Origin of the sequence: Lactobacillus ultunensis DSM 16047 (assembly GCF_001436305.1) — a bacterium.
GTDB classification, from domain to species: domain Bacteria; phylum Bacillota; class Bacilli; order Lactobacillales; family Lactobacillaceae; genus Lactobacillus; species Lactobacillus ultunensis.
In genome coordinates this window covers 17545-44266 of record NZ_AZFO01000016.1, presented here as the reverse complement: position 1 = coordinate 44266, position 26722 = coordinate 17545, and the positions used below count along the sequence as shown (strand labels likewise).

Sequence of the window (26722 nt, the reverse complement as noted above, 5' to 3'; positions counted from 1 at the left end):
TCTGCCAGCTGAGCTAGCCACCCATTGGTTGAATCAACCAACAGATATCATTATGCTATCAATAGCTAAAAAATGCAAGGCTTTTTTAGAAAAAACTCGATTTTTTTGGCTAATGTTACAAAATTCAGTATAATGTAAGGGCAAAGGAGGCATTCCCGATGCCAAAAAAGATTCTCGTCGTCGACGATGAAAAGCCAATATCTGATATTATTAAGTTCAATTTAACTAAGGAAGGCTTTGATGTCGACACCGCCTATGATGGCGAAGAAGCTGTAAAAAAAGTTGACGAATATGATCCAGATTTAATGATTTTGGATTTAATGTTACCAAAGAAGGACGGACTTGAAGTAGCTCGCGAAGTTCGTCAAACGCATGATATGCCAATTATTATGGTAACTGCTAAAGATACTGAAATTGATAAAGTTTTAGGACTAGAAATGGGTGCAGACGATTACGTAACTAAGCCATTTTCTAACCGAGAACTAGTTGCTCGTGTTAAGGCTAACTTGCGCCGTCGTGATATTGTCAAAAAAGCAGAAGCTGCAACCCAAGAAGAGACCGACAAGAATATCAAGATCGGCAATTTGGTTATCATGCCCGATGCTTATATTGTTGAAAAAAATGGTAAGAAGATTGAACTTACTCACCGTGAATTTGAATTACTCTACTATTTAGCTCAACATATGGGACAAGTTATGACCCGTGAACACCTTTTACAAACTGTTTGGGGTTATGACTATTTTGGTGATGTGCGGACTGTTGATGTAACCGTTCACCGTTTGAGAGAAAAGATTGAAGATAATCCAATCCAGCCTCAAATTTTGGTCACCCGTCGTGGTGTCGGTTACTATGTAAAACAGCCAAATCAAGGATAATAAAGAAAGCCACAGAACTGAAAAAGTAGGTGGCTTTCTTTTTGTATTTTTAATGTTGAATGAGAACAATGAAAAGACTCAAGAAAAAGTTAAGTACTACATTTAATTCCATCAATATTAAATTAGCGATCGTGTTCATGTTAATGTTGCTAGCTACGATTGAAGTCATTGGTGCTTACTTCACTAGACAACTTGAACAAAGCAGTATTGAAAACTTTCAGTCTTCAATTCAGATTCAAACTATTGTAAGCAATCAATTGGCTAATCAGTTAGCTAGTGATAATAAAAATGCTAATGATCGCTTGAACCAGATCGTTAATGATTATAACAACGACTTAATCAGTGAAATTATCGTAGTTGACAACAAAGATACGATTCGAGCCGTTTCAAATTTAAATGATAAAAGCAAAATTGGTCAACGGATTAACAATACCGATGTTAAGCAGGTAATTTCAACGGGCCACCAGATTAATAAAGTGGTTGATGATCATGGCAATTACATGATCCAAATATCACCGCTAACTAGTGGTAATGGTTCTAATAACAATGTTGGAGCAATTTATGTAAAGGCCAGCATGCAAGATGTCTTTAATAACCTACGACAAATTTCGCTGACATTCTTAATTGCATCACTGATTGCGGCATTATTAGGTGCATTTTTAGCACTAGTAATTTCCCGGGCAATTACTCAACCAATTGAAGAAATGCAAAAACAAGCTTTGCATATTGCTGATGGGGATTATTCTAGTCAGGTTAAAATCTATTCTAACGACGAATTAGGTCAATTAGGACACGCTTTTAATACTTTATCTGTACGAATTGAACGTTCACAAGAAGAGTCTGATAGTGAACGACGGCGACTGGATAGCGTGCTATCGCATATGAGTGATGGAGTGCTAGCTACGGACCGTCACGGTAATGTTAGTGTGGTTAACCATACTGCGTTAAGCTATTTGAATGTTAAAGAAAAAGACGTTATTAACAAACCAATTGCGGAAGTTTTAGGATTAAAAGATAGATCATCACAGGATCTAATTTCTAGTCAAAAAGAGATTGTTATCACGATTGATGAAGGAACCCGTGATGAAATGATCTTGCATGCTAGTTTCTCCTTGATTAAGAGAGTAACAGGCTTCGTTTCTGGTAGCGTATGCGTTTTGCATGATGTAACGGAACAGCAAAAGAATGAAGATTCACAACGACAATTCGTTTCTAATGTTTCGCATGAGTTAAGAACGCCACTTACCAGTTTGCAAGCTTACATTGAAGCCTTAAATGAAGGTGCATGGAAAGATCCCAAGATTGCTCCTAAGTTCTTGGAAGTTACGCAGCAAGAAACTAGTCGTATGATTAGAATGATTAATGATCTGCTCAGTCTTTCCAGAATGGATCGTGGCGTTTCAAAGATGGATCTTGAATTTGTTAACTTAAATGATTTCGTTAACCATATCTTGAATCGTTTTGATATGATCGTTAAAACTGACAAAAACAAGAGTCACAAGAAGAAATATACTATCAACCGTGAGTTAGGCAGCCAGGCTCTTTGGGTAGAAATTGATACCGATAAGATGATGCAAGTAATCGATAATATTATGAATAATGCTATCAAATACTCACCTGATGGTGGTGTTATTACCGTACGTTTGACTCAAAATCAGAACCACGTTATCTTGAGTATTTCAGACCAAGGTTTAGGTATTCCACGAAAAGACTTAGGAAAGATCTTTGATCGATTCTATAGAGTTGATAAAGCACGTTCACGTGCTCAAGGTGGTACCGGCTTAGGTTTGGCAATTGCTAAGGAAATTGTTGAAGCTCATCATGGCCGTATCTGGGCTGATAGTAGCGAAGGTAGAGGATCCACTTTCTACATTTCTTTACCTTATGAACCAATGACAGAGGAGGATGACTGGGATGAAGTTTAAATTCAAATTCGGTGAATTCTTCTTAGGTTTAGGCACATTAATCGTTATAGTTCTATCTATTGTTTTATGGATTTTTATTATGACGAGTGATCAGCGCTTTAGTAATATTGGGCAAAATCAAAGCAATACTACTAAAGAACAGGTTCGTAATCGTAGTGCTAAATCTCTTTATGATTTGTACATCCCAACAACTTCGTTTGGCTTTTCTGATGGCAACGTATGCCAATTATATGATTCTAAGAACAATCTAACTTTGGAATTTACTAAGGAAATTAAGAAGGCTAATGCGGTTGACAGGATTAAAAAGATTGTAAAAACTAAAGTAAAATATGAGGAATATTTGAATAGTCCTAAATATGTTCAATTAGTTTACCCAGATGAGATTACATTCTCTTTGTTTAATCGTTTGAATAATTTAAGTACAAATAAACGTGAGTTTAACCGCTTCTTTGTTTCAAATTCAAATCATTGGATTTATTTTGGTAATGATCAGACTAATGAAATTTATCAAGTCAAAATCAATGGTGCCAACTTTAATAAGCTTCGTAAATACGCTCAAAATGCGAAGAGCAAGAATCCAGTACGTTTAGTTCGATTAAAAGAAGGGTATTCACCTTTCTATAGTAAGGCCATTAATAGCAAAGTTTATAGTTACTTAATTGACCATCAATCATACTCATACTTTGTTTCACGTTTGTTAGGAACTTCTGGTGTAACGAGTAAGACTAACAAAGATGGTCAAACAGTTTATTTACTCAACTACTATACAAGATTGAAAGTTCCTGAGCCTAAGTCAAGTAATCACAATTATATGTATACCCATTTTGAGAAGAATAAAATTCCTTCTGCAACCAACCGTTTGTTAGATAGTGTTTACTATGTTCATCAACTTGGGCTAACAGAACAAGATTTGCATTTCTTTGATGCAGATGGATCTGATGTGGGTTATCTGAACTATATTGAAGGTATTCCTGTATTTTTGAATCAACATGATATGCAAGTTAAAACTACTTTCTCAACAGATTCTATTAATGTAGCTTTCAACAGCATCAATTTCCAGATCCCGATCCCATTTGATGGTCAAACCAAGGAATTGAAGCCTACGAATGATGTTATTGAAGAATTATCCGCTCATGGTTTAAAGGAAGATGACATTCAACGAATTATTGTGGGCTTTAAGATGGAAAAAGATAATAGTCATCATAGTTTGATTAATTTGATTCCAACTTATTACGTAAAAGCTTACGATGAATGGAAAAGCGTTGGTGAATGGGAAAAGCAAGATTTAGTTGCTTATCGTAAATTCAATGAATCAGTTGACAATGGAGGGGGAAAATAAAAATGGATCATAAACGGATAGAATGGCTATTTTTCATCGTCTTCTTGTTGATTGATATTTATTTAGGAATTGAAATCTTGCGTTCCCCTGTTAGCTTGAGTAATGCGGATACTACTACGCAGAGCGTGGCTAATGTTCGTTCGGAAATGAAATCTGACAACATTGATTTGCCAGCGGAAATTTCCAACACGCCAGCATCTGGCTACTATTTAGCTACTAAAAATCGCGATTATTTGTCTTCTAAAGTGAGTGTTTTAACCAATGTTGATGCGCATTATTCTAAGACGGATAATATACTTTATGCGACACCAAAATTAGAAACGATTTTGGATAAAGATTCCAAGAAAGCTTTGAAACAAGTAATTGAGTTTAAGAATGATGCTAAAAATGTACCTTATGGTAAAGCATTTAAATATGAACCAGATATGTCGAGTTCAGATAACTATGTTTTTGTGCAGACGTCTGATTATGGTGAAATTTATGCCAATTCTGCTCAATTGAATATCAATGTAAAAGATGATCAAATTACTAATTATACAGAGACTTATATGGGTCAAGCAAGTCCGGTAAGAGAATTGCAGTCAACGATTAGTGCATGGCGGGCTATTCAAGCAATGTACACAGATCGCGAGTTAACCAACAATTCGCGGGTAACACAAATTAAATTAGGCTATTCTAAATTAACTGAAGTTAGAGGCAGTACGATTTTATTGCCAACTTGGTTGGTTTGGGTAGAAAATAAAACGACGAAGAATATTACGTTAAAGAGAGTTAACGCATATACAGCGCAAATGCTGCAGTCGAGTGTTTATAACGTGGAAAAGTAGAAAGGAAAAGAATGAAGGTAGCGAGCGGTTCAACCGGCAATACAAGTTTAATTATGACAGGCCAGCACAAGATCCTTATGGATGCTGGCCTTTCTGGTAAAAAGATAAAAGAATTGCTGGCTGAGGTTGGTGTAAATATTAATGATATTGATATGGCCTTTTTAAGTCATGATCACACGGATCATAGTGGTGGCTTAGGTGTATTGATGCGCCGTTACCCTAAGATCGATGCATTTGCTAATAGTGGTACTTGGCAATATTTATTAGATACGCAAAAAATTGGCAAATTGCCAGCAGAACAGATCAATACAATTGAACCGGGTCAGACTAAAACTTTTGGTGATTTAGATGTTACGGCTTTTGCTACGAGCCATGATGCAGCTGAACCTCAATACTATATTTTTACCAGTGGTGGTAAAAGAGTTGCTTTTTTGACAGATACTGACTATGTATCTGAAGAGGTTGAAGGTACTATTGAAGATGCAGATGCCTACATGATGGAGTTCAATTATGACACGATGATGTTGCGAGATGGTCCTTATTCTTGGCCATTGAAGCAGAGAATCTTATCGGATGTGGGCCATTTGTCTAATGATGAGGCAGCCCAAGCTTTGGTAGATGTAGTTACGCCGAAGACGAAACATATCTTTTTAGCTCATCGCAGCCAACATAATAATACTGAATATTTAGCACGTGAAACGGCGAAAGAAGTGTTGGTTGAGGGGGATGTAAATTTAGACGATAACATTAAAATAATTGATACTGAGCCAACTAAACCAACAAAATTAGTTGAAATTTAGTATTTTCAGCACCTTTTTTTCATATAAAGTTCAAATTTGATCGGTATGATAAAATCATTATGAGGGGAGAAATTGACGTATGATAGAAAATAATAATCAAATACCTAAAAGAAAAAATAGTAACAGTAAAATTGTCGCCACTGCAGCTATCGTTGGTGTAGTTGGTGGACTTGTTGGTGGTGGAGTTTCATATTATGCAGCTGATCAAATGAATAATGCATCTGTTAATAATGCTGCTCAAACTAGTATATCTTCAAGTAATAGTAAGGTTTCAGAAAAAAGTGCTAAGACTAGCGGTACAATGACCACCGCTTATAACGACGTTAAGGGCGCTGTAGTGTCCGTAATTAACTTAAAGCGTCAATCATCCGCAGGTGGAACAAATTCACTCTATAGTAGCTTATTTGGCGATGATGATGACAACTCTTCAAGTAAGAATTCTAAGTTAGAAACTTATAGTGAAGGTTCTGGCGTTGTCTATATGAAGTCAAATGACAAAGGTTATGTTGTTACTAACAATCACGTTATTTCAGGTAGTGATGCTGTTCAAGTTCAACTCGCTAATGGTAAAACTGTGAATGCTAAAGTTGTTGGTAAGGATAGTACGACTGACTTGGCTGTTTTATCAATTGATGCCAAGTATGTTACTCAAACGGCTAAATTTGGCGATTCTAAAAGCTTACAGGCTGGCCAAACGGTTATTGCTGTAGGTTCGCCACTTGGTAGTGAATACGCTTCTACGGTAACTCAAGGGATCGTTTCAGCACCTGCTAGAATGATTGCAACTTCATCAGGCAATCAACAAACAGTTATCCAAACTGATGCAGCTATCAACCCTGGTAACTCAGGTGGTGCTTTAGTTAACTCTGCAGGTCAGGTTATCGGAATTAACTCAATGAAATTGGCACAATCTAGTGATGGTACTTCTGTTGAAGGGATGGGCTTCGCTATTCCATCAAATGAAGTAGTAACAATTGTTAATGAACTTGTTAAGAAGGGTAAGATTACTCGTCCACAACTTGGCGTAAGAGTAATTGCATTGCAAGGTATTCCAGAAGGCTACAGAAGTCGTTTGAAGATCAAGTCTAACTTGAAAGATGGTATTTACGTTGCTTCTGTAAATAAGAGTGATTCAGCTGCTAATGCAGGTATGAGAAGCGGAGATGTAATTACCAAGGTTGACGGCAAGAAAGTCGAAGACGTGGCATCGTTACACAGTATTTTGTACAGTCACAAAGTCGGTGATACCGTCAATGTAACCGTGAACAGAAATGGTAGAGATATCAACTTAAAGGTTAAGTTGGAAGGTAACTAATAAGTAAAGAAAAAAGTTTACAAGCTAGAAAAAGGCTATATCATGCGCTTTAGACGTAGATATAGCCTTTTTATTAACTATTTAAGTGTGTAACAGCAGAAAGTTCGGCTTTGTAAGTTGTCAAATAGATATGCACCTGCTGATAAATGTGGATAACTTTGTGGATTGTGCATAACTGTGTAATCATAGCTTTATTCACTTGTGGAAAAATATTCAAAATTGTTGAAATATTTAGTGAAATTTATTTGTTAAAACGAATGTTCAAGTTGATATATCAATAAAAATTGAATAAAGTTTGTGAAAAAAGCCCTCTAAATTTAAAACGTGGGTAAGTTTTTTAGAAAAAATTTTAGAAATTTATGAGCCACAATCTGTTGAGCATAATTAAAATGATACCACAAAATATAGATTTTGTTTTCTGGAGAATGTGGAAAACTATTGGCTATTTTTGTAGTAAACTAGTTCTTATGAATATTAAGATTGTTTGTGTTGGAAAGTTAAAAAATATTTGTAAATTGAAGATTTAAAACGTGCAGGAACAGTCAAAAAAAGCCATCGACTCTACAATTACCGATGACTTTGGTCACGTTTGTTGCCGCTAATTATTTATCGAGCAAATTATTTAGTTCATGAAGCACTAAATGAAGCTCATGCAACAGAACGCAAATTAGGAATATGGATACGTTATTCACATGACTTGCCTCCTTCCCGCCCATCTAATAGGGAAAATTAAGCATGGATAGTCATGCAATTTCTATTTTATCATGTTCGTGCTATAATAAATTGAGGAATATGGATGCTTACATGACTTTAGTCGTGCCAAGCGTGGGCGGTCTTATGACCGTCTTTTTTTATTTTCTAGTGAATGTGAAAGACTATTTGTTGTTTTGTAGTAAACTAGTCTGTATGAATATTAAGATTGTTTGTGTTGGAAAGTTAAAAGAAAAATATTTTAAAGATGCAATTGCAGAATATAAAAAGCGACTTAGTCGTTTTGCAAAAGTATCGATTGTACAGGTGCCCGATGAAAAAGCACCTGAAAAATTCAGTGCGGCTGAAGATGAAAAAGTAAAGGAAATCGAAGGTCAGCGAATTTTAAGCAAGATTAAGGATAAAGAATATGTTTACGTCACTGCAATTAAAGGAAAGCAACGAAGCAGTGAGGAATTTGCGAAGGAAATTCAGGACCTGGCAACGTATGGCCATTCGGATATCACTTTTGTTATTGGTGGTAGCTTGGGAACAAGCGATGCGGTGAATAAGCGTGGTGATGATTTGATTAGTTTTGGCAAGTTGACGATGCCGCACCAATTGATGCGAGTGGTACTGATTGAACAGATTTACCGTGCGTTTATGATTAATTCGGGTAGTCCTTATCATAAGTAAAAGAACGTCTCTGAGAAGACAGGGACGTTTTTTGTACATACGAGGAGTTATAAATATGAAAATCGGTGAAGCCTTAAAAGAAGAAAGATTAAGGTTAGGATTATCAATTCGAAAAATGGCTCAAGGGATTATTGATCCTACTTTCTATTCTCGGGTAGAGCGAGAAAATCGTAATATTGGAGCAGAAGCTTTAGTAAAGATCTTGTTTGTGCATGAGATTAATATTGAAGAATTTTTCGAAAAAATAAAAGATACCTACGCCCCAAGTGAGATTATTGAAAAAGTAGCTTTGGAAGATAATATCTGTCTTGCATTTAATAATCATGATGTAGTTAAAATGCGACAATACATGCAAGCGGTTAATCAACTAGATGATGAAGTGCTTAAATTACGTGTGATTGTGGGAATTGCGTACTTGGAAAACAAGATTGAACATTTATCACCTGAAATAGTTAATCGAATATACTCGGAATTAGATGAAAATGATGAACTTAGTCGTAATATTAATGCAATTAGATTATTTACAAATGTAATGCCAGTACTGTCAGATGAGCAGCTTAATTACTTAATGAATATGTTGTTAACAGGAGCTAGTAGGATAAAAGATAAGACCGAGAAGTATGATGAAAGGATTGCGATCACTTGTACAGTTGCTGGCAAAGAAAAATAGAATCACCTGTAATTGATAAAGCGTATCTATTTATGATGAATCTGAAAGAACCACATTTGTTGATTTATAAACTTTTAGGTAGTCTGGGGAAGAATTTGATTGAAGGAAATAAGGAACAAGCAATTGAAATTAAACAAGAGTTAATAGATCTTAATTTTGCAAATATAGTAAAAAACTGGAATTTGTAGTTTATAGACTAGAAGATATTCTTGAAAAATTATGCTAAAGTCTAACCAACTTTGAACAAAAAGGTGGGACCAAATATGAAGGAGAACAAGTGGATACGTGCTAGAAGAATAGAAGAAAGAATGCTGATCATTGAAGCAATCTACGTTTTCAGCATGTTTCTTTCCTTAGTTTTTTGCTTTCCGCTTTTTGTCATTGAATTCAAAATTGCGATTATCTTCACTTTGCTAGTAATGGTTGAGGAATTATTTGAAATCAAGTTTAAAGCAAAGAAAGCAACGACAAAGTAATGATAGAAAACATGGTTTAAGGAAACCATGCTTTTTTATAAGGAGGGAAAATATGAAAGCAAGAAGTTGGGATAAGATACTGAATATTCAGTTAATTATCAATATTTTGATAGCAGGATATCTACTAGTGAATGTAGACAAACAGTTAAATATTCAACTTATATTTGATATTATTCTGTTGTATATAACCGTTGCTAGATTCTTAATTAAAGACCGACGGGTGAAAAAGATTGACTTGGCGTTAGAAATAATCTGCTTACCAGTTTTACTGACTTATTATCTAAATTGGCTAGTTATTTCGCTAACTCATTTTTTACCAGCATTAAAATTAGGAATTATTATCGTTTACCTAATATTGTTATTGCTGTATTTATTGCCAACCGTTGTAGTTGATTTTAGCAAAATTAAAAACGGATGTTTTCGCGTTATAACAAGTATTTATTTGTTTTTAGTTCTTCTATCTAGTATCAACACAAGCCTGTCTGTGAATGTGGATTTTATTGATAATTTACTAAAAACAAATGTTGTCTCTGGTCTAGCCTTTCTTATTTTGACTCCACTTTTATTAAAACAGTGGGGTTTCAAATCCCAGATGAATGTATTTCCTGGGAAACAAAAGAATTTTCAAGTATTAGTTTTGATTTTGTTAGTACTTTTTGCTGCTTGGCTCACATTCTTTAATACTTACGTTTACATTGCGACCGTACCAGAGCAGTTGTTCTTCAACTGGAATTTGAGTATTTTGGCTCCAACTCAGTGGACCGTACTAAGAAGTGCCGGTGCTGCGATTTTTGAAGAAACTGAGCGCTATTTGATTCTAGTTTTGCTTTTATATCTTGCGCGCAACTCCAAGTTTCAAGTTCAGATAGCTATTTTCTTCAGTGCTCTGCAATTTGGCTTGCTTCACTTAACTCACTTTTTAGATTCTGATGCTAATGCATCCAGTATTTTTTATGAGGTACTGTACACTTTCGGTTATGGCTGCTTTTTAGCCGTTCTGTATTTATACAGTGGTCAAATCTGGCTAACAATGTTGTCGCATTTTACATTGGATCTGGTTTCATATTCAGTTGGTAATGGTGGTGCTGGATTTTTATCGCTTTACGGGGATGCTGAAGCGATAGGTGCAGTACTGGTTTTAGTAGTTAATATGCTGGTTGTGGTTTTGATGCTTTTGGGTAAGCGGAAAAAAGTTATGCAGGCAAATGCTGCAAGATTGATTGAGAGAATATAATAAAAGAACCTCTATTTTTCAATTGAGAAGAATAGAGGTCCTTTTTCTGTATGATTGGAATTGTTTTCTACTGAAAAAAGAGTACTATATTAGATTATTAGTTGAAGGTGGGGAAGATAAATGCTAATTGTTCCACCGTTAAAAATTAAACCGCTACTAATAATGATAGAAAGTAAAAAGATTTTGAATTTATTATTTAACATTATGAGGTCCTTTCAGTGAAAAGAAGAAATGCAAAAATTACTAAAACGATTGGTCCAAAATTTAAAGAAATTAGAAAAGAAGCACATATTTCTCTTAAAGAATTAGCTAAAAAAGTTGGAATTGTTTCGCCATCTACATTATCTCGTTGGGAACGTGGAGAAGAAGGATTGCCCGTAGAAATCTTTGAAAAATTGCTTACTACTATGAATATTTCATATAACGAAATAATAGCTAATGAAGTAGAAGTTAAGCAAGTAATGATGAAAATCGAATTGCTTTATCAAAAAAATGATATAGATGGGTTAAAAAATTATGCTACGCAATTACTCAATGAATATTATCAAGAAAAAGAAAACTACTTACGTTTAGAATTGTTAATTAAGTCTGCAATTGCTGTCAATTTTTATATAGATTTGACGGGCATAGATATAACTAACAAAAAATATAAAATGTCATTAACTAAGCAATTTGAAAATATTAATTATTGGTTTAAGAAAGAAATAATTTTATTTGGTGATGTCCAATTGCTGTTAGATAATTCCACTGTTTATGAGCTATCTAGATCACTAATTAGTAAAATGTATGATAAATCCTTAGTTGAAGTAGTTGTTAGTATTTCACTACTTAATGCAGTATTTGTTTTAATAAAGAGAAAAACTCCTGATAAAGCTAAGATAATTCTGAATGCAACTGTTCATTTAAATTTTCCTAAAAATGATGTTGTGACTAAAGTAAGAATCAAATTTATGAAAGTTTTATTGAACTACGTTGATGCAGGTAAAGAATATCCAATCAGACAATTTCTGGATTCTTTAGACGATGAACACTTAAAAGAAAGCTGGATATTTGCAACTAAGCAGATAAGATTTTTTTAATTATATAATTTCGAAATAAGGTACACTTATTTTACGATAAAAATATTATGCCATTAGTTTCATATCAAGCAATATTAGATATGAAAGAAAGGACAAAATCATGAACAAGAGAACAAAATTAATCAGCTTAGCTGCAGTAGCTTTGTTAACAGTTGCACCTACATTAGCTTCCACTGTACAAGCTGATACCACAAGTACACAGCAATCAACAACGACTACCACTACGAACACTCAAACTACTAATACAACAGCAACTGCTACCACACCTGTTGCCACTACACCAATTTCTGTAGATTTTACTTTAAATGGTGAGACTCATACTGTAAGTCCAGATGGTTTGTATTTCCAAGTAGCGCCAAATTCAACTTTTAATCCAACAGATTTCACAGGTACTAGCGGTGTTGAATTTAAGCTTACTGGTGCTAAAGGGATGAAAGTAACTGTAGATTCTAATTCCGTAGACACCTCTAAGGCAGGTAGTACTGGCGTTGTAAAGTTGACTGCGACTGATGCAGCTGGTAAAGCAACATCGATTTCGTATACTGTATTTGTTAAACCTGAAGGTTTATTCCAATTGAATTTGCCAATGAATTATGCCCTTGGTTTAGGCGATACAGATACTGTTTATCAAGGAGAACAGTATTACATCACTAATAATGTGAAATTTGCTAGAGGCGAATTCTTTACTGGGATTTCCAAACAATCGCAAAATGCTAGCGCTACTAGCAATTCAGTAAAATGGATTGCCACTAAATACTTAGCCAATAGTAAGACACAGTTTCAGATGCTAAAACTAAGACAGCTACCATGAAGATTATGCATGCTGCACTTTTATACGATGAAAACGGCAAGTCACTCGGTGAAAAGTATGGTTCATACCGTGAGGTAACAGTGAACTCATCATTGGTTACTATTGATGGTACACAATACTATAAGTTAGCTGACAGGGATGCCTACATCAAAGCCACTAACATTAGTGGTCGAGGCCGTGTCCTAAAACGTAACACCTACGTTTACGCAACCAGCAAACGCCGTGCTGATTACACAGTGCTTAGAAAGGGCACAACTATCACCACATATGGTGGCTCTTACAAATTCAAAAACGGCAAGCGCTACTACCGTGTAGCTGGCGAAACAGCAACCAACAAACGCTATGTCAAAGTAGTGAACTTCGAATAGAATACTCATTATAGAAATAAAAGTGAGAAAAGCATTATGCTCTTCTCGCTTTTTTGATAAATACGTTTACTTTTTTGCTTAAAATTACTAAAAATATAAATATATTTACTTTTTTGTTAAAATAGAAGAAAAATGTAAATATATTTATCAAAATAGGTGAGCAAATGTTAGTTATTCCTAGACCTAATTATCTGAAGCGGTTGATACCAATGATTGATACCGAGTTATGATATCCGTGGAAAAGAGTATTTGGATGGTCCTGCTAAATATTATGTGGTTGATCTAGGGTTCATTGATTCACAATTGCATAAGTCTAATACAAATATGGGAGCTAGAATTGAAAATCTAGTATACCTGTCATTACTTGAACAGGGGTATAACGTGTTTGTGGGGCAGTATGAAGGCAAAGAAATCGACTTTGTTGCTACTAATCCTGAAAGGACAATCTATGTACAGGTAACGGACCATATTCCTGAAAATAGTACTCGTGAGACTGATAATTTACTTCATATTCCGACTGGCTATCAAAAGATTGTTGTCACAAATCGAAAATTTGATGAAGGAATGATCGATGGCATTCCAATCGTTTACATCACGGATTTTTTGAAGGGAAAGTTTTAATCCAAAATAAAAAAGACACCGCAGTGTCTTCATAATTAGTCATTTGCATCAAGCCATTTTTTAAGCAGGTCAATATATTCGTCAGTCTTTTGGACAAAGGATATATGACCACAATTTTCAAATAATTTCCACTTGCTGCCAGGGATGCTATCTTGCATCGTCTTAGCTACATATGGAGTACACAAATCATCAGTTCCGCTCGTAATTAGAGTTGGAACTTTTATTTTGCCTAATTTATCCGTGTATTCATAATCATGCAAGTTGCCCTCTGGCGTGTATTCATTTGGACCCCATGCTGTTTCATAAGCGACAATACCGCCATTTTTCTTGCGCATTACGCACTCAGGCCACTTCTTCGTCATGTCAATTGCATGCTGATTCATAAAGTGTTCGTTGGCCTTTAAATAGTCAGGTTCTGTAAATGTGTCAGTCAATTCAGCACGGTGAATTGCGGCTTGCTCCTCAATTGGCAAGTATTTAATCATGCGGTGAAGTTCCTTTGACCACAGTGAGGCAGAAGACAAAGTAGAAGCCAGAATTAAACTTTGAATACCTTCTGGATGATAGTCGCACATATAAATGATGGCGAGCATCCCGCCCCAGCTTTGACCTAACAAATGCATTTTTCGTAATGCCAAGTGCTCTCGTAAGGCTTGTAGTTCTTTAACCCAAGTTTCTTTCGTATAAAGTTCAGGATGATCGTCAAGGATGCTGCTATTGCCGCAACCTAACTGATCGTACATGATGATCCGGCGATCATCAATTTCTGCTAACTTGTCTAGAACTTCAAAATAATTGTGGCTTGAACCAGGTCCGCCATGAAGTAAAACTAGTGGCGGCTTTTCACTTCTTTTGCCTACAATGCGGTAGTAAGTTTCATAACCCATGAAGGGCATTTTTCCTTCAATAATTTCCATATTTTTCACCTACTTAAACAAGAATAATGAGATATTTGTCAAAATTAACAAACCAAAGAAGATCAGCCAATCTTTTTTAGTTAATGGAATTACAACTATTGTAGATCTTTTTTGATCTTCAACGTAGCCGTGTGATTCCATACCTTGAGCCAAATTGTCAGCTGAGTTTAATGCTACCAAGATGGCCTTGAAGTAGAGCACAGGTGACCAAAAGCTGAGGTACATGCCTCGCATCATAGCAGCGGCGCGAATCTGTTTAACTGCCATTCTCATCTTGGGAATGATATTGATCGCTGCCAGGACGCCATAGGCGAATTTGCTTGGCAGATGCAGGTTTTGCTCAAGCGAACGAGCAAAACCCGTCACTGTAACGTTGCGCGTCACGCATGCGATAGTTAATGTATAGACGTAGACACGTGTAGATAGATCCCAAGCGTAGTAGGGGTCAGACGCAGGTGAAAACCAATAAAGCGTTGCAAAAATAGTAAAAGCTGCAATGAAAGGCAAGATTATTAATAGTAACAATTCTTTAATCTTGATCCTAGTACAGATTAAGTAGATTAAAGCAAAAACGATTACCAGAATGTTGGTAGTTAAACTAGCTTTTAAAGATATTTCCAAGGAAATAATAAAAGCCAAAATAAATTTTAAACTTGGGTTCATAAGCTACCTTTCCACATATTTAAGCCGCTGATCGTCAAAAACAAGACGATAATCGCAAAAACTGGCAAGCTCGTTTACTTGATGACTAATAATTAAAAATGTCTGATGCAGCTTCTCTTGGCTTTCTCGCATTAATTCTAAAGTCAATTTGATAGAGTCATGGTCAAGACCGCTTAAAGGTTCATCAATTAACAAAACTTGGTGCCTAGTCATCAGCATTAATAGAATTTGCAGCTTTTTTTGCTGACCACCTGAAAGGGTGTAGACTACTTGATCTAAATGATTAGACAAAGCAAGCTTCTGTAGCCATTTATCAATCTTTTCATCAGTAAAGAAAGTATTTCGGTCCTTCTTGCTGAGCTCAATTTCATCCTTTACAGTAACGGTTAGGAACTGATCAGGTGCTTTTTGAAAAATTTGCGCTACTTGTTGTAGATATTTTCTACTCTTTAATTTGGCAATTTCTTGTCCTTGGTAAGAAAAACTACCCGTGTAAGGAATCATTTTAGTCATTGCCTTGAATAGTGAGGTTTTGCCTACACCATTTGGTCCGGTAATCAGAGTGCTTTTATTATAAATATTTAGACAAGGTTGATTCAAAAGAAGGGTATTCTGCGAAATTTTTGTATTTTTCAATGTGAAAACCGCGTCCCCGCTAGGGATAACAAAAGCATATTTTTGCTCATGTAGCTTTTTGTTTTTAACAAACAAGGTAGTTTTTTCACTGCCAGATAATTCATGCACGCTCTCATCTTTGAATTCAAAAAGATGGTCACACACATTCTCGTAGTCATCTAATACGTGATCGCTGAGGATAATTGTCTTTCCTGTTTTAGCTAGTCGTGCTAATTTTTTGATCAAAAAAAGGCGTGTTTCGGGATCACAACTAGCAAAAGGTTCATCCAACAAGAAAATATCGACGTCCATGGCCAATAAAACGGCTAAAGCCACGCGTTGCTGTTGACCACCCGAGAGTGTATTGATTTTTTGATCTAATAGATCATCGATCTGTATAAATTCCACAGCCTTAGCTAGTCTGACTTGATACTCTTTTGGATCAACTTGCAGGTTTTCTAAAGCAAAAACGATTTCTTCTCGAGGAGTAGCCATTGTAAATTGCTCAGCGGCGTTTTGGAACATCATTGCCGCTTTTTGCTGATGCAAGTCTACGGAACCAGTCATCTTACCTGCGTATTTAGGATAAAGACCAGCAAGAATCTTAAGCAAAGTTGATTTGCCACAACCAGTTGGTCCGATCAGTAGTGAAAAACCACCTGGGATATTCATGTTAAGTTGCTTGATTATAGGTACTTTTTCGTATGAAAAAGTAATATTATTAACTGTTATCATCATAAAACTGATTGTACAAAATGATTTTTTGACTGTCTATATACGAGAAGCTAGCTTTTTTCGGTACAAGAAAGCATAATTATACATTATTAATCAAAATTTTGCTTTATAATCTACTTATAGAACTATTACAAAACTTCAAACTTGAGGAAGGTGGACATATGGCAGCTGTTGCTTTAGACCAATATCTGGCTAGCATATTAAAATCGAATTCAACCGATAAAAATGAAATTAAATTAGAGGCTGGTAATCCAGATTTTGACCTGTTTGCTATCTACCTTGAAAATCATAATAAGGGAATTCATCTTTATCGGATGGATGTTTCGACAATCTTATATGTTGCTAAAAGTACTGTAACAATTAAAAGCGGCGAAAAGATTATTACGATGAAATCAGGCAATGTGCTCTTACTTACAGAGGGATGCAAGTATGAAGTCGTAGATCAAAAAGAAGATACGGTTTTGGCTAAATTGAAATTCAGACCAGGCTTTAAATACCGCAAGTACTTTAAAGACTTTAGTTATAAAGGCAAGCAGGAAAATAAGATAATTAATCAAATTGTTGATAGCCTTCAAAATGAACATGTCTTATGGCTGAAGAATAATCAAATAACTCGGGCTTCACAAGTGATGCAACATATTATTGGTGGCTATTTAAATAATGACTTATTTGCTAAAGCCTTAATTCAAGCTGAGCTAACAGTTATGTTGATTATTTCAATTAGAAATCAACGCATGGCAACGCCGAATAACTTGGATAAAACCAAATTTGAAAAGAAATCTTTGGATAATTATATTGATGCTCACTTTGCTGATGTGTCGCTGTCTGATGCCGCAAAATACTTTGGCTTTAATCCAAATTACTTCTCAAACATGGTTAAGACGAAGACAGGAAAGAGTTTTGTTGATCATGTTGATGATCGTAGAATGCAAGAAGCACGTGAACTTTTAGCTCAACCAGATATTTCATTAAAAGATATTATTGGTCGCGTTGGCTACTCTAGCAAGTCATTTTTCTATAAGAAATTTAATCAATATTATCACATGACGCCTGCTGCGATGCGCGAGGAATTATTCAAACAAGCAAATATCAATTTACGGTAAAGAAAAAAGATCTGAAATAAAATTCAGATCTCTTTTTATTACATTTTTTCAAGCCGTTTAATACGTTCTTCTGTAGGTGGGTGTGTATCGAATAAGCTTCCACTATGTTTAAAAGGATTTTCGATATACATGCCACTGCTTGAACGGTCAGCTTTTTTCATTGGCTGACTACCTTCGATTTTAGTCAAAGCAGAGATAAGTCCTTGCGGATTGCGTGTTAATTCAACTGAGCCGGCATCTGCTAAGTATTCACGATTGCGTGACAAAGCCATTTGAGCGAGAGTAGCTGATAACGGCCCTAAAATGAGTACGAAGACAATAGCTACAACTTTAAAGATCATTGTAAATGCATTGTTATTGTCATCATCGTCGCTGTTGCCACCGCCAAACCAGATAAAGCGACTGGCAATGCCTGAAAGAAAGGAAATTACTCCCACTAGGACAACTGCAATTGTCGATAAGCGAATGTCGTAGTTTCTAATGTGAGAAATTTCGTGTCCTAGAACTCCTTCTAGTTCTTCACGATCCATTAGATCTAACAATCCTTGAGTGACGGCAACGGCACTGTGATCAGGATCACGACCAGTCGCAAAAGCATTGGGACTCGGATCGTTAATAATAAAAACTCGAGGCATTGGAACACGGCCAACCATGGCCATATCTTCTACAATATGCCATAGTTGTGGATTATCTTGTTCATGAATCTCTTGAGCATGATTTAAGCTCATGACCATATTGGCAGGATTACGCATTACCAAAAAGAGGTAGATTAAGCTACCAATCAAGGCAATAGCAATTCCGCCCCACGGGGTATCGCTAAAAAGATAGCCGAATCCAGCTCCAACTAAAGTCAAAATAATTACAAAGGCAGCCATAACCAGGACAGTTTTGCGTTTATTACATGCAATTTGTTGGTATAGCATTGATTAACCTCTAAAATTTAACTTTTGGTACTTCTTTTTCTTCCGTAGGTGTCTCTAAGTAGTCCACCTTAGTAAAGTGGTGAAGCTTAGCTACAATATTTGATGGGAAAGTCAAAAGCTTTTGATCATATTGAGCAGCACTTGAGTTGTAAAGCTGACGTGAGTAAGCAATTTTGTTTTCAGTATTAGTCAGTTCTTCCTGTAAACTTAAGAAGTTTTGGTTTGCTTTTAAGTTTGGATAGTTTTCTGACAAAGCAAAAATTGTCTTCAATGAGTCAGTAATTTGATTAGAAACTTTTAATTTTTCTTCACGATCGCTAGCAGGAACTTGCGTTAATTGATTACGCAGTTTGACAACCTTTTCGAAAGTTTCGCTTTCGTGCTTGGCATATCCTTTAACGGTTTCTACTAAGTTAGGAATTAAATCATTACGTCGCTTAAGTTGAACATCGATTTGACTCCATGATTCTTCAGTGTAAACTTTTGCTTTTTGTAAACCGTTGTATGTCGTAATATAAATAGCTACGATTAAAACTATAATACCTAGAATTATCCAAAATAATGGTGACATAATAAAACCCTCCCAGAATGTTTACTTAATTTTATCTAATTGGAAATCTAAGGGCAATAAAAAAGAATGTCATTGCGACATTCTTGATGAAACTTTAAATTCTAAAGATTAATAGACCTAAACCAACAATTGTTAAAATGATTAATCCTGCAAATTGCATGATTGTCCATTGAATAAAGAATTTCTTTCGACTTACGCTGGCATGTTGGTTGAAGGTCTTAAGAACAAGCATGTTGGCCATAGAACCAATAGCAGAACCAAAACCACCAATGTTGGAACCCAAGAACAAAGCTTGAGCATAGTTAGTAAATTTACCAACTAAGATAGTTGATGGAACATTGCTCATTACCTGACTTGTGATGATTGAAGCGAAGTAAGTTGAAATCTCTGAGTGGACAGTTCCGTGAATTAAATTTACGATAGCGGGGATTTGCTGGATATCACTAATAAAGATGAAGAAGCCAGTGAAAGTTAATAGCAACGCGTAGTCAATCTTGAGCATGATGCGAGGATTGATTGCTAATGCTAAAACAACCGCCACGATTAAAGGCCAAATAATATTGACGATTCTGAATACGCCAAAGAAGAAGAAAATAAATACTACAGTTGTAATAATTGTAAGACGCCAACTGACGTTAATCATTTCAGTTTTTTGTGCAGGTATCTCTTTTTTAGGCACAAATAAAAAGACAACGCACATTAAAACACATGAAATTAGCAAGTACGGTACAGACCACTTAAAGAAAAGCAGTGGACTAACATCGAACCGGCTAACTAAGAAAATGTTGTGTGGATTACCCCATGGCGTAAATGCTGCCCCAATGTTAGCACCCATACCAATTAAAGTGACAGGTAAAATCTGTGGCAGCTTGTAACGCTTAGCAATATTCAAATACAATGGAATTAAGGTCAGTGCGGTAATATCATTGCCCAAAAACATCCCTGCAAGAACAGCTAAAAGCGTGAATAAAATGTTAAGCTTACGCGTATTGTCCGCAATGCTTGTCAGCTTGTACGCTAAAACATCCAGAACGTGCAGATAAGCATAGATCTGGATAATTGTTAACATTGCAGCAACGGACCACAATGTATGGAAGTTAATATCCGCAAATCGTGGTCTTGCAAAAAAAAGACTGACTACTGTAATAATTACGGTTATTTGTAAAATTCTATCTTTAGCAATATTCTTTAAGACGGTCATAAAAGGTCCCCCTTACGTATTACAATCGTCTAAAACCCTATGTATCATTTTGAGCCTTTTTATTGTAGCTTGCAATGATAAATTTGAAAAATCTAAAGAAAGAGTACATTTTTGAGCATATTTTTAGTGAGAAGAGGCTTACAGATGCTATATTTAAGTAAGTAATATATAGGCTGAAACGAGGTAATGTTATGGAAGAAAATTTTTCAATCAATATTAAACCTGACGCAGTAGAAGCAATTAAAAGCAAAATGGATCCTGATCACCAAATCGTTATCTTAGCTTTAGATGATGGTTCCAACAAGTATTCTAAAAAGGGAGGTACTTGTACTATTGGCGATAGCTTCCAATTTGTAGTTTTAGCTAATAAGGACCCTAAATACAATATTAAACTTGAGAATAACGCTGGTCTTGATCTGTATACTGCTCAACCTGAAACGACTTTCTTTGAACCAGGATTAGTAGTTAATGCACGCAATTCAACTTTAAGTCTGTCATCAGATAGTGGCATTATCGATGGTGGTATGACTGTATCGCAATTTAAACCAGAAGCTGTTACTGAAGATGATTTAAAGAATGGCGGTCAATGCTAAAAAACTGAATATTATCTGAAGCGAGGGGATTACCCTCGCTTTTTAGTTTAGAATAGAAAAAGTGATTAGATATTGAGGAGAGAAAAATGGATTTTTTTAAAGAACTAAGAATCTATACTGAAGAGTTCAAAAAGCATTGGCTAGGATACTTGATGCTTTTTCTCAGTTTAGATTTATTGAATCAGTTTATTGTCATTCCTTTTTTCCATTACATTACTACTTTCATCTTGCAAGCTAGTGCAATTCCTTTTGTTTCTTATCAAAACGTAGTGACGATCATAACTACGCATACTTTTATTTTTATCATCTTGATTATAGAATTGCTATTTTTGCTAGTGGTAATCTATGCTCAGTTTGCTTATTTGCTTCATGGGATTCACGACATTTGTAATGATTCTTTTACTTTAAAGCATAGTTTTATTCAAACTTGGCAAAATATTAAAAAAATACGCTTAAGTTCGTTATTACTTTTATCTATTTATTTCCTATTAATCGTTCCTTTCGCTGACATTGTTTTCCGGACGCCATTATTGGCAAAAATTCAGATCCCTGAATTTATTTTGGATTATATGACTAGAACGCCAATTTTACTTACGATATTGCTAGTCTTTTATGTAATTGTGTTCTTCCTTGGAGTGAGATTGTTGTTTACTTTGCCACTCATGATTTTTGAATAGAAGAAAACCAGAATGGCAATGAAGAAAAGCTGGCGTTTAACTAAAAACAAACAATGGTGGTCAATCATTTGGCGTTTACTTGTTCTAGGAATTGTTGTTGCAATCGCTATAGGAATCTTTTATTTGGTAGTTTATGGCTTACAGCTTTTATGGGATTTATTGCCAGGGAAATATCCTGCTTTAATTTTTGCAATTGCTAATCTTACGCTTATTCAGATTGTTAGTGAATTAACGATTGTGTATGCTACTGTTTTAAGTTTGTTCATTGTCTTTAAACCACTAAAACTGAAGCGATTACCAATTAAAACAAGAACCGCTGTAAAACATAGAACTTTAGCTGTCTTCACTTCCTTGGTATTCGGAGCGGTAGTTGTTACTGCAGTAGCTACAAATATTTTCTATTTGATACATGTTAATGCCCACGCACCATTAATTATTTCTCACCGTGGAGTAGATGATCAAAATGGTGTACAAAATACGATTCAGTCATTGAAGAAAACGGCAAAAGAAAAACCAGATTTTGTAGAAATCGACTTGCATGAAACTAAAGATAAGCAATTCATTGTTGTACACGATGATAATCTAAATAAATTAACAGGTCTTGATGAGGTCCCTAGTCAGCTGACTTTAAAACAATTAACTAAATTAATTGCTAAAGATAATGGTCATGAAGCAAAATTAGCTAGTTTTGATCAATATATTAAAGAAGCCGAAAAGTTACATCGAAAACTGTTAGTTGAAATTAAAACAACGCCGAATGATTCTAAAGAAATGTTAGAACGCTTTAACGAAAAATACGGTAAGACGGTTCTTAAGAATAAATATCAACTCCAATCGCTTGACTATCATGTCATTGAAGGCCTTCATCAAATTAATCCTAAACTTACTGTCTTTTATATTCAGCCATATAATTTCACTTATCCGCATAGCTTGGCTGATGGTTATTCAATGGAATATTCAACTTTGAATACTGATTTTATTTGGCAAGCTCATTTACAAGATCATCCCGTTTATGCTTGGACAATTAATGACGAGAGATTAATGAAAGAGATGATGTATGACCAAGTTGATGGCATTATTACTGATAAAGTGGGACTGGCTAAGAAAACAATTAAGGAGTTTCAACGGAATTCAAGTTATGCTAATAGAATTCTAAATTACATTACAGTTGTACGAATGCCTAATGATCTTGAAGCATAGACTTGATCTGAAAGGCGTCGCATGGTAAACTATACTAGATTTTCGAAAATCTGAAAGGAAGTATAGTACTATGCGTAAAGGTGAAAATTACAACACTGGTTGTGAACCAAACCAAAGACCTAAGAACAAGAGAAACGCAAAGAAGCGTGTTGCTCACGTAGCAGCAGTTGTTGCATTTCTTAACAAGGCCGCAAAAGACGAAAACAAGTAATTTCGTTTTTTAAAACATAAAAAACAGAGAGACTACTAAGAGATTACTAAGATTTTTTAGTAGTCTTTTTTTCTGTCGTGGGGAATTTTTGAAGAGGGATTGAGAAGATGACAAAGAGATATATTCGACTAGTATATCTAGCATTAATGTCAGCACTTATTTTTCCGGTAATTACGCTTTGGGTAGCAGACTCCTTTTCACCTAATGTTACTAATGGCGTAATGATGGTATTTGTACTGGCTATTTTTGTTGGGTTATCGTCAGCTAGATACACAATTAGCTGGCTGATTATTGTTTTAACGACAATAGCTGCAGGTTTTCTTTTGTTAGGCTATGTAGTTATGCCTACTCCTGAAAAGATAATTTTAATTATTGCCTTTCCAATTGAGGCTAGTTTACTTAGTGTAATTCGCCACCATCTTTTACATTGGAATATTGGCTGGAGTAGAGATGAAGACGTTTAACGGCATATTGATCACTATGATTTAAATGTTAAATTGCAAACTGGTTATAATGCCAATAAATTTTATAAGAATGAAATTAAACAGATAGAAAATTATGCTGATTGGGATCTCTGGACTAACGTAGAGCTAATTCGTTGGGACCGCCATCAACAAGTTGCGGAATATCATCCAGATTATTACGCAGAGGTTTTGCGTAAAATTGCCAAGGTCTTGAAGGACACGCGTCTAAAGAATGAATTCATTTATTATATGGGTGACGGCATGTTTTTGATTATTTCGCCACAAGTTTCGGATGATATGTATCAGAAATTAAATCAAGAAGCACATGTTCGTTTGCAGGCACTGGATGTTGATATCCCATTAATGCTCAAAGTAGCGACACAAAGAATTGACAAAACTAATTATAAAAAATTCGATACTCTTGATAACGTGATGAAACATTTGGAGCGAGGACTAGAGACAGATATTATTGTTGAATACTTGAAGGATGATCAAAATGACTAATTGGTTTTACTTCTTAGCAATTGGAATTACGCTGATCTTTATCATAAGTTTCATCGTAATTTTTATTTGCGCAATGCAGATCTATTACAACGTTGAAAGAACATTGATTAAGTCAAAAAGGAATAAGAAAAATGAATGATGCAATGCAAATAATTACTTTGATTTCTATTTGGCTTTCACTTTTAATGGCGATTATTACTTTAAGTGGGGCAATTGTATTTTGGTTAAAACACAGTAAAGTATTAGTTAAAATTACGCCACTTCCACGTTATCCAAAAATAACAGTTGTCGTACCAGCTCATAATGAAGAGGTAGTAATTGAAAAAACAGCAACAGCAATTTTGAATTTAAATTATCCCAAGGATAAATTAGAAGTGCTATTTTATGCAGATAATTGTGAAGACAAAACGGCGGATGTGTTAGATGAAGTAGTTCGAAGGCCAGAATATCGTCATCATCATGTGCAAGTGATCAGAAGAACTGGTACAGGTGGTAAAGCTGGTGTATTAAATGATGCACTAAAAATTGCACATGGTGAATATTTGGGCGTATATGATGCAGATGCAATGCCAGAAGAAAATGCATTGTATTTTTTAGTTAAAAAGGTTTTAGGAAATCCGCAACGCTACATGGCTGCCTTCGGTCGTAACAAAACGCGTAACGCTAAGCAGAACTTTTTAACTAGATGCATTAACCAGGAAATTGTTGTAACGCAGCGAATACAACACTGTGGAATTTGGCAATTATTTAAAATAGGTCGTATTCCTGGGACGAATTTCATTATTAATAAAGAGTATGTTGAATCAATTGGAGGCTGGCGTAACGGCGCTTTAACTGAAGATACAGATATTTCATTTAAAATTATGGGATCGGGTAAATTAATAGCTTTGGCATATAATTCTGAAGCTTTCCAGCAAGAACCAGAAAAGTTGAAAGATTACTATTTTCAACGATTACGTTGGGCTAAAGGTAACTATGAAGTAGTAATTGGCAATTTCAAGCATCTTTTTGACCATAGTAATTGGCGAGTTAAACTAGAAACTTTTTATTATTCATGTACTTTCTTTTGGTTTAATGCCGCAATTGTACTATCAGATTTTATCTTTCTAGCTAATTTGTGTGCGATGATTATTCATATTTGGCAACCGAATGTTACTTTGCCGTTTACCATTACTTCTAGCAACATTTTGTTAGCTCAGATATTGTTGCTTAATTGGCTACTCATGATCTTGCTTTATATTTTACAAATTAATGTGGCAATGTGTACGCAATATGGGCAGGCAACTACAGAGCAAATTTGGTTATCTCTGGCGTCATATTTTACTTACTCGCAATTATTCATTATTGTTTCTGTTCATGCAGTTTGTTCTGTTTTTTGCGATAAAATTTTTCATCGTGATGGGACAAAATGGGTTAAAACAAAGAGATTTGCGGATTAATTTGGGAAAAGAAAATGAAAAGACGAAAGTATTTATCGCTGTATATAGTAACCGTGGTTGCCATTTTTGTGGCAATTATGGCATATGTTCGGTTTGATAATAGCCGGGAAGTACGTCGTAGTTTTTATCTACACTGGCAGAGATATTATGTGGTGGAAATGAAGTCTGATGAAAAGTATGTCAATACTACTCCACATACAGATAAAAAAGTTGCTTTATCAGAAGGACAAGGCTACGGAATGTATATTGCTGCTTTGGCTGCTGAGAGAAAATGGGGTCACCAAAAAGACTTTGAGCAATTAAACAATTTTTATCTAAAGCATCGTGACACAGTAAATAAGAAAAAGACAATGTTAATGTCATGGCGTGCAATTGAAAAGAAAGGCAAATGGTCAATAGATAAAAATAGTGCTACAGATGGTGATTTATTTATTGCCCAGGCATTATTACTTGCAAGTAAGCAGTGGAAGAATAAAAAGTATAAAAATGAAGCAACAGCTTTACTAGCTGATATTTTACATTATGAATATAATGCTCGGACTAAGACCTTGACTGTGGGTGATTGGGCCAATTCCAAGTCAAAATATTATAATCTTATGCGTACATCAGATGTAATGCCGGAATTTTTCGATAATTTCTATCAAGCAACTGGTGATGGTCGTTGGTTAATAATTAAAAAAACGATGCTTAAGCGATTAAATGAGCTAAGTCATCTTCACAAAAGCGGTTTAGTACCAGATTTTGCTTAGGTAACTGCTAAGCATGCTATTCCTGCAAAACCTAAAACTGTCGCAACTGTTAACGATGGCAATTTCTCAGCTAATGCGTGTCGTGTTCCTTTAATGCTTGCAGACTGTAATGATCCATTAGCACAAAATACTCTTAAGCGTATGCTTAAATTCTTCAGCAAACAGTCCACTGTAACTGCTGGCTATACGTTAAAGGGTACGCCATTAAATAAATATCAGTCCGCTAGTTTTAGTGCACCAATATTTGATGCAGTAACTTTTAATCGTAACGAGGGCTATGACAATTTGTTTATGTCCCAGCAATATGTTTTTACTCGCCATTTGCCTACCAGGAATTATTATGATGCAGCTTTAACGACTATCGTAGCTTTATCTGCTGATCGAATTTAGAATTGTGTCTTGCAGGTCCTCCCTTTTTTTGGTAACATAGT

At 35.3% G+C, this 26722-nt stretch carries 27 protein-coding genes and 2 pseudogenes; 23 read left to right on the top strand and 6 right to left on the bottom strand.

The window, feature by feature from the left end; genetic code table 11:
- The first annotated feature begins 158 nt into the window (after positions 1 to 158).
- From yycF to FC57_RS05925, 14 genes are all read left to right on the top strand, one after another.
- The gene (gene yycF / locus FC57_RS05985; RefSeq protein WP_007127071.1) at positions 159 to 875 is read left to right on the top strand and encodes a response regulator YycF; all 717 of its coding nucleotides are present in this window, start codon (positions 159 to 161) and stop codon (positions 873 to 875) included.
- 68 nt (positions 876 to 943) lie between these two features.
- Complete coding sequence (gene walK / locus FC57_RS05980; RefSeq protein ID WP_040530158.1) at positions 944 to 2800, top strand: cell wall metabolism sensor histidine kinase WalK; 1857 nt, start codon at positions 944 to 946, stop codon at positions 2798 to 2800.
- A complete protein-coding gene (locus FC57_RS05975; protein ID WP_007127069.1) occupies positions 2790 to 4139 on the top strand; it encodes a YycH family regulatory protein in 1350 nt (449 codons plus the stop codon). The genes walK and FC57_RS05975 overlap by 11 nt, the downstream gene beginning before the upstream one ends.
- A 2-nt stretch (positions 4140 to 4141) precedes the next feature.
- Positions 4142 to 4966: a two-component system regulatory protein YycI gene (locus FC57_RS05970; protein ID WP_007127068.1), complete on the top strand. Its 825-nt coding sequence runs from the start codon at positions 4142 to 4144 to the stop codon at positions 4964 to 4966.
- 11 nt (positions 4967 to 4977) lie between these two features.
- Positions 4978 to 5766 carry an MBL fold metallo-hydrolase gene (locus FC57_RS05965; RefSeq protein WP_007127067.1) on the top strand — a complete coding sequence of 263 codons (789 nt, stop codon included), beginning with the start codon at positions 4978 to 4980 and terminating at the stop codon, positions 5764 to 5766.
- A gap of 79 nt (positions 5767 to 5845) precedes the next feature.
- Complete coding sequence (locus FC57_RS05960) at positions 5846 to 7081, top strand: S1C family serine protease (RefSeq protein WP_007127066.1); 1236 nt, start codon at positions 5846 to 5848, stop codon at positions 7079 to 7081.
- A 906-nt stretch (positions 7082 to 7987) separates the two neighbouring features.
- Positions 7988 to 8467: a 23S rRNA (pseudouridine(1915)-N(3))-methyltransferase RlmH gene (gene rlmH / locus FC57_RS05955; protein ID WP_025015279.1), complete on the top strand. Its 480-nt coding sequence runs from the start codon at positions 7988 to 7990 to the stop codon at positions 8465 to 8467.
- A gap of 55 nt (positions 8468 to 8522) precedes the next feature.
- Positions 8523 to 9137, top strand: coding sequence for a helix-turn-helix domain-containing protein (locus FC57_RS05950; RefSeq protein ID WP_007127064.1), 615 nt, complete (start codon positions 8523 to 8525; stop codon positions 9135 to 9137).
- A 263-nt stretch (positions 9138 to 9400) separates the two neighbouring features.
- On the top strand, positions 9401 to 9613 hold the full coding sequence (locus tag FC57_RS11280; RefSeq protein WP_007127062.1) for a hypothetical protein: 213 nt from the start codon (positions 9401 to 9403) through the stop codon (positions 9611 to 9613).
- A 52-nt stretch (positions 9614 to 9665) separates the two neighbouring features.
- A complete protein-coding gene (locus FC57_RS05945; RefSeq protein WP_007127061.1) occupies positions 9666 to 10847 on the top strand; it encodes a CPBP family intramembrane glutamic endopeptidase in 1182 nt (393 codons plus the stop codon).
- A gap of 218 nt (positions 10848 to 11065) precedes the next feature.
- Positions 11066 to 11926: a helix-turn-helix domain-containing protein gene (locus tag FC57_RS05940; protein ID WP_007127060.1), complete on the top strand. Its 861-nt coding sequence runs from the start codon at positions 11066 to 11068 to the stop codon at positions 11924 to 11926.
- 100 nt (positions 11927 to 12026) lie between these two features.
- Positions 12027 to 12737, top strand: coding sequence for a hypothetical protein (locus tag FC57_RS05935; RefSeq protein ID WP_056990017.1), 711 nt, complete (start codon positions 12027 to 12029; stop codon positions 12735 to 12737).
- Positions 12734 to 13105 carry an SLAP domain-containing protein gene (locus FC57_RS05930; protein WP_007127058.1) on the top strand — a complete coding sequence of 124 codons (372 nt, stop codon included), beginning with the start codon at positions 12734 to 12736 and terminating at the stop codon, positions 13103 to 13105. The genes FC57_RS05935 and FC57_RS05930 overlap by 4 nt, the downstream gene beginning before the upstream one ends.
- 213 nt (positions 13106 to 13318) lie before the next feature.
- Positions 13319 to 13726 carry a DUF4143 domain-containing protein gene (locus tag FC57_RS05925; protein WP_007127057.1) on the top strand — a complete coding sequence of 136 codons (408 nt, stop codon included), beginning with the start codon at positions 13319 to 13321 and terminating at the stop codon, positions 13724 to 13726.
- A 35-nt stretch (positions 13727 to 13761) separates the two neighbouring features.
- Here the strand turns inward: FC57_RS05925 and pepI are convergent, their stop codons facing one another.
- From pepI to FC57_RS05910, 3 genes are read right to left on the bottom strand one after another with little or no spacing between them, the layout of a single operon-like run.
- Entirely contained in the window at positions 13762 to 14643 is an 882-nt protein-coding gene (gene pepI / locus FC57_RS05920; RefSeq protein ID WP_040530146.1) for a proline iminopeptidase, read from the bottom strand.
- Between the two features lie 9 nt (positions 14644 to 14652).
- Positions 14653 to 15306 (bottom strand): energy-coupling factor transporter transmembrane component T family protein, encoded by a 654-nt coding sequence (locus FC57_RS05915; protein WP_007127055.1) that lies wholly within the window; start codon positions 15304 to 15306, stop codon positions 14653 to 14655.
- Between the two features lie 3 nt (positions 15307 to 15309).
- On the bottom strand, positions 15310 to 16659 hold the full coding sequence (locus FC57_RS05910) for an ATP-binding cassette domain-containing protein (protein ID WP_007127054.1): 1350 nt from the start codon (positions 16657 to 16659) through the stop codon (positions 15310 to 15312).
- Between the two features lie 158 nt (positions 16660 to 16817).
- On the opposite strand from FC57_RS05910, the gene FC57_RS05905 reads away from it, so the two are divergent.
- Positions 16818 to 17759 carry a helix-turn-helix domain-containing protein gene (locus FC57_RS05905; RefSeq protein ID WP_040530142.1) on the top strand — a complete coding sequence of 314 codons (942 nt, stop codon included), beginning with the start codon at positions 16818 to 16820 and terminating at the stop codon, positions 17757 to 17759.
- A gap of 38 nt (positions 17760 to 17797) precedes the next feature.
- On the opposite strand, the gene htpX is transcribed toward FC57_RS05905, so the two are convergent.
- From htpX to FC57_RS05890, 3 genes are all read right to left on the bottom strand, one after another.
- Positions 17798 to 18682, bottom strand: coding sequence for a zinc metalloprotease HtpX (htpX, locus tag FC57_RS05900; protein ID WP_007127052.1), 885 nt, complete (start codon positions 18680 to 18682; stop codon positions 17798 to 17800).
- A 10-nt stretch (positions 18683 to 18692) separates the two neighbouring features.
- The gene (locus tag FC57_RS05895; RefSeq protein WP_007127051.1) at positions 18693 to 19253 is read right to left on the bottom strand and encodes a LemA family protein; all 561 of its coding nucleotides are present in this window, start codon (positions 19251 to 19253) and stop codon (positions 18693 to 18695) included.
- Positions 19254 to 19347: 94 nt separating this feature from the next.
- Positions 19348 to 20454, bottom strand: coding sequence for an SLC13 family permease (locus FC57_RS05890; RefSeq protein ID WP_007127050.1), 1107 nt, complete (start codon positions 20452 to 20454; stop codon positions 19348 to 19350).
- 191 nt (positions 20455 to 20645) lie between these two features.
- Between FC57_RS05890 and FC57_RS05885 the strand changes: the two genes are divergently transcribed.
- The 8 genes and pseudogenes from FC57_RS05885 to FC57_RS05865 all read left to right on the top strand — a co-directional run bounded on the left by FC57_RS05885 (position 20646) and on the right by FC57_RS05865 (position 26681).
- Positions 20646 to 21047, top strand: a complete 402-nt coding sequence (locus FC57_RS05885) for an iron-sulfur cluster biosynthesis family protein (protein ID WP_007127049.1) — start codon at positions 20646 to 20648, stop codon at positions 21045 to 21047.
- Between the two features lie 86 nt (positions 21048 to 21133).
- Positions 21134 to 22924: pseudogene (locus FC57_RS05880) on the top strand (glycerophosphoryl diester phosphodiesterase membrane domain-containing protein).
- A gap of 70 nt (positions 22925 to 22994) precedes the next feature.
- The gene (locus FC57_RS11115) at positions 22995 to 23135 is read left to right on the top strand and encodes a hypothetical protein (protein WP_003548644.1); all 141 of its coding nucleotides are present in this window, start codon (positions 22995 to 22997) and stop codon (positions 23133 to 23135) included.
- A gap of 107 nt (positions 23136 to 23242) precedes the next feature.
- The gene (locus tag FC57_RS11275; RefSeq protein ID WP_007127046.1) at positions 23243 to 23599 is read left to right on the top strand and encodes a hypothetical protein; all 357 of its coding nucleotides are present in this window, start codon (positions 23243 to 23245) and stop codon (positions 23597 to 23599) included.
- A 33-nt stretch (positions 23600 to 23632) separates the two neighbouring features.
- Positions 23633 to 24103 (top strand): hypothetical protein, encoded by a 471-nt coding sequence (locus tag FC57_RS11270; protein ID WP_007127045.1) that lies wholly within the window; start codon positions 23633 to 23635, stop codon positions 24101 to 24103.
- Positions 24096 to 24242 (top strand): hypothetical protein, encoded by a 147-nt coding sequence (locus FC57_RS11110; RefSeq protein ID WP_169302928.1) that lies wholly within the window; start codon positions 24096 to 24098, stop codon positions 24240 to 24242. The genes FC57_RS11270 and FC57_RS11110 overlap by 8 nt, the downstream gene beginning before the upstream one ends.
- The gene (locus FC57_RS05870) at positions 24235 to 25542 is read left to right on the top strand and encodes a glycosyltransferase family 2 protein (protein WP_007127043.1); all 1308 of its coding nucleotides are present in this window, start codon (positions 24235 to 24237) and stop codon (positions 25540 to 25542) included. Before FC57_RS11110 ends, FC57_RS05870 begins: the two co-directional genes overlap by 8 nt.
- Before the next feature lie 14 nt (positions 25543 to 25556).
- A pseudogene (locus FC57_RS05865) lies at positions 25557 to 26681 on the top strand (family 8 glycosyl hydrolase).
- The last annotated feature ends 41 nt before the right edge of the window (positions 26682 to 26722 follow it).

Excerpts from the sequence above, each read along its gene's own strand:
- rlmH (WP_025015279.1), top strand. The coding sequence starts at position 7,988 with ATGAATATTAAGATTGTTTGTGTTGGAAAGTTAAAAGAAAAATATTTT.
- FC57_RS05930 (WP_007127058.1), top strand. The coding sequence starts at position 12,734 with ATGAAGATTATGCATGCTGCACTTTTATACGATGAAAACGGCAAGTCA.
- FC57_RS05970 (WP_007127068.1), top strand. The coding sequence starts at position 4,142 with ATGGATCATAAACGGATAGAATGGCTATTTTTCATCGTCTTCTTGTTG.
- FC57_RS05905 (WP_040530142.1), top strand. The coding sequence starts at position 16,818 with ATGGCAGCTGTTGCTTTAGACCAATATCTGGCTAGCATATTAAAATCG.
- FC57_RS05885 (WP_007127049.1), top strand. The coding sequence starts at position 20,646 with ATGGAAGAAAATTTTTCAATCAATATTAAACCTGACGCAGTAGAAGCA.
- FC57_RS05945 (WP_007127061.1), top strand. The coding sequence starts at position 9,666 with ATGAAAGCAAGAAGTTGGGATAAGATACTGAATATTCAGTTAATTATC.
- yycF (WP_007127071.1), top strand. The coding sequence starts at position 159 with ATGCCAAAAAAGATTCTCGTCGTCGACGATGAAAAGCCAATATCTGAT.
- FC57_RS05895 (WP_007127051.1), bottom strand. The coding sequence starts at position 19,253 with ATGTCACCATTATTTTGGATAATTCTAGGTATTATAGTTTTAATCGTA.
- FC57_RS11275 (WP_007127046.1), top strand. The coding sequence starts at position 23,243 with ATGACAAAGAGATATATTCGACTAGTATATCTAGCATTAATGTCAGCA.
- FC57_RS05890 (WP_007127050.1), bottom strand. The coding sequence starts at position 20,454 with ATGACCGTCTTAAAGAATATTGCTAAAGATAGAATTTTACAAATAACC.
- FC57_RS11110 (WP_169302928.1), top strand. The coding sequence starts at position 24,096 with ATGACTAATTGGTTTTACTTCTTAGCAATTGGAATTACGCTGATCTTT.
- FC57_RS11115 (WP_003548644.1), top strand. The coding sequence starts at position 22,995 with ATGCGTAAAGGTGAAAATTACAACACTGGTTGTGAACCAAACCAAAGA.
- htpX (WP_007127052.1), bottom strand. The coding sequence starts at position 18,682 with ATGCTATACCAACAAATTGCATGTAATAAACGCAAAACTGTCCTGGTT.
- FC57_RS05975 (WP_007127069.1), top strand. The coding sequence starts at position 2,790 with ATGAAGTTTAAATTCAAATTCGGTGAATTCTTCTTAGGTTTAGGCACA.
- pepI (WP_040530146.1), bottom strand. The coding sequence starts at position 14,643 with ATGGAAATTATTGAAGGAAAAATGCCCTTCATGGGTTATGAAACTTAC.
- FC57_RS05965 (WP_007127067.1), top strand. The coding sequence starts at position 4,978 with ATGAAGGTAGCGAGCGGTTCAACCGGCAATACAAGTTTAATTATGACA.
- FC57_RS05870 (WP_007127043.1), top strand. The coding sequence starts at position 24,235 with ATGAATGATGCAATGCAAATAATTACTTTGATTTCTATTTGGCTTTCA.
- FC57_RS05950 (WP_007127064.1), top strand. The coding sequence starts at position 8,523 with ATGAAAATCGGTGAAGCCTTAAAAGAAGAAAGATTAAGGTTAGGATTA.
- FC57_RS05960 (WP_007127066.1), top strand. The coding sequence starts at position 5,846 with ATGATAGAAAATAATAATCAAATACCTAAAAGAAAAAATAGTAACAGT.
- FC57_RS05935 (WP_056990017.1), top strand. The coding sequence starts at position 12,027 with ATGAACAAGAGAACAAAATTAATCAGCTTAGCTGCAGTAGCTTTGTTA.
- FC57_RS05915 (WP_007127055.1), bottom strand. The coding sequence starts at position 15,306 with ATGAACCCAAGTTTAAAATTTATTTTGGCTTTTATTATTTCCTTGGAA.
- walK (WP_040530158.1), top strand. The coding sequence starts at position 944 with ATGAAAAGACTCAAGAAAAAGTTAAGTACTACATTTAATTCCATCAAT.
- FC57_RS05910 (WP_007127054.1), bottom strand. The coding sequence starts at position 16,659 with ATGATGATAACAGTTAATAATATTACTTTTTCATACGAAAAAGTACCT.
- FC57_RS11280 (WP_007127062.1), top strand. The coding sequence starts at position 9,401 with ATGAAGGAGAACAAGTGGATACGTGCTAGAAGAATAGAAGAAAGAATG.